This is a genomic window from Oleiphilus sp. HI0132, assembly GCF_001635845.1.
The window spans coordinates 1-1651 of record NZ_LWGJ01000340.1; the positions used below are offsets into that span (position 1 = coordinate 1).

Annotated in this window: 1 protein-coding gene and 1 pseudogene; both read right to left on the reverse strand. The window is 46.3% G+C overall.

The genetic code is table 11. From position 1 onward, the window contains the following. A pseudogene (locus tag A3766_RS04210) lies at window positions 1-669 on the reverse strand (tRNA (uridine(54)-C5)-methyltransferase TrmA); the annotation flags it as partial. A gap of 111 nt (window positions 670-780) precedes the next feature. Next, on the reverse strand, window positions 781-1651 hold an 871-nt coding region (gene cyoE / locus A3766_RS04215; RefSeq protein ID WP_197479308.1), incomplete at its 5' end, for a heme o synthase.

Here is a 1651-nt window from a genome sequence, read left to right on the forward strand (position 1 = left end):
GGCCATAGCAATAGAGAAATTCCCGTTGCCGCAATAGAGTTCAAGTAAATCTCCCTTATTGCCGTCGACACAGCTTCGGGCCCAGCTGAGCATCTTTTCGTTCATCTTGCCGTTTGGTTGAGTAAAACCACCTTCAATTTGTTTATAGCGAAGTGCTTTTCCGTCGACGTTTAGTATTTCAATAACATAGTCTTGATCGAGTAGAAGTTTGAGCTTTCTGGCTCTGCCGATGATGTGAATACCAAGCTTTTCTTTCAAACGCTTGGCTTCTTTTATCCAGATTTCATCTAACTGTTTGTGATAAATCAGAGTGACCAGCATTTCACCTGAAAGTGTACTCAAGTATTCAAGCTGAAACAGGCGATGCTTGAGTTGAGGTGACTGGTTGATCTCTTCCATCATGACAGGCATTAGCTCAGTGATAGCTTTGCTAGCAATGGGGAAGTGAGTTATTTCAATTGGCGCGTTCTTGGTCCCTTTTTCAAACATGGCATGGAAGCATCGTTCGCCTTCGTGCCAAATCTTGAATTCGGCCCTTAAGCGGAAATTTTCAACTTCACTGGCAAAGACTTCCAATTCTGGTGCAGAGAAACGCAGGAACTGCTCACGTACTTGAGCGGCTTTGTTGTCCAACAGGGAGTCGTATTGGTCGATTTGAAAGTCTTGCATGGAGCGTAATACCTGTCAGTGTTCCGAACAGCCCTATGCGTAAATAGGGCGAAATGAAAAAGGGCAGGTATTATACGTTGAACTGGCCGCTTTGCGAAATCTAATCAGTTTCTATCCGCGTATTACCAGTCGTATGTAATGATCGACGAGCAGAAATGCAAATAAGGCCGTTAGGTAGAATATTGAGTAAGCAAAGGTTTTCATTGCGTGTTGGTCAGCACTGCAGCGATATAGCTTATAAGCGTGATAAATAAAGCCCAACCCTAAGGCTACCGCCCCGGCTAGATAGATTAAGCCGGTCATTTGTATGGCAAAGGGTATCAGCGTAACGGCAAGAAGCATACAAGTATAAAGTAATACCTGTACCTTGGTGAAAGGAATGCCATGAGTCACCGGAAGCATAGGGACATCAACTTTTGCATAATCATCGCGACGGCGAATGGCCAGTGCCCAGAAATGTGGTGGCGTCCAAATAAAGATAATGAGAAATAATAACAAGGCCTCGGTGTTAACTTCACCTGTCATCGCGACCCAGCCAAGAATCGGCGGTGCAGCACCGGCAGCACCACCCCAAACGATATTGTGCGGGGTAGAGCGTTTAAGAAACATAGTATAGATGACCGCATAGCCAATAACGCAGATGAAGGTTAGTAGCGCGGTAAGCTGGTTCGTTGTCGCAAGTAAAATCGCCATAGAGAGTACGCACAAACTTAGCGCAAAACTCAGAGCTGCCTTGGATGACAGGCCTCCAGTCGGAATGGGGCGTCCCTTGGTTCGCTCCATCGTGGCATCAATTTTTTGATCCACCCAGTGATTGATTGCAGCGCCAGAAGCTGCAGCCATACCTATGCCGAGCGAGGCAAAGAATAAGGTGTCGAGGGGCACCATGCCAGGGGAGGATAAAAGCATCCCAACGATGGCGGTAAAAACAATAAGTAAAACCACATTGGGTTTACAAAGCTCGAGGTACTGGCGCCATGAT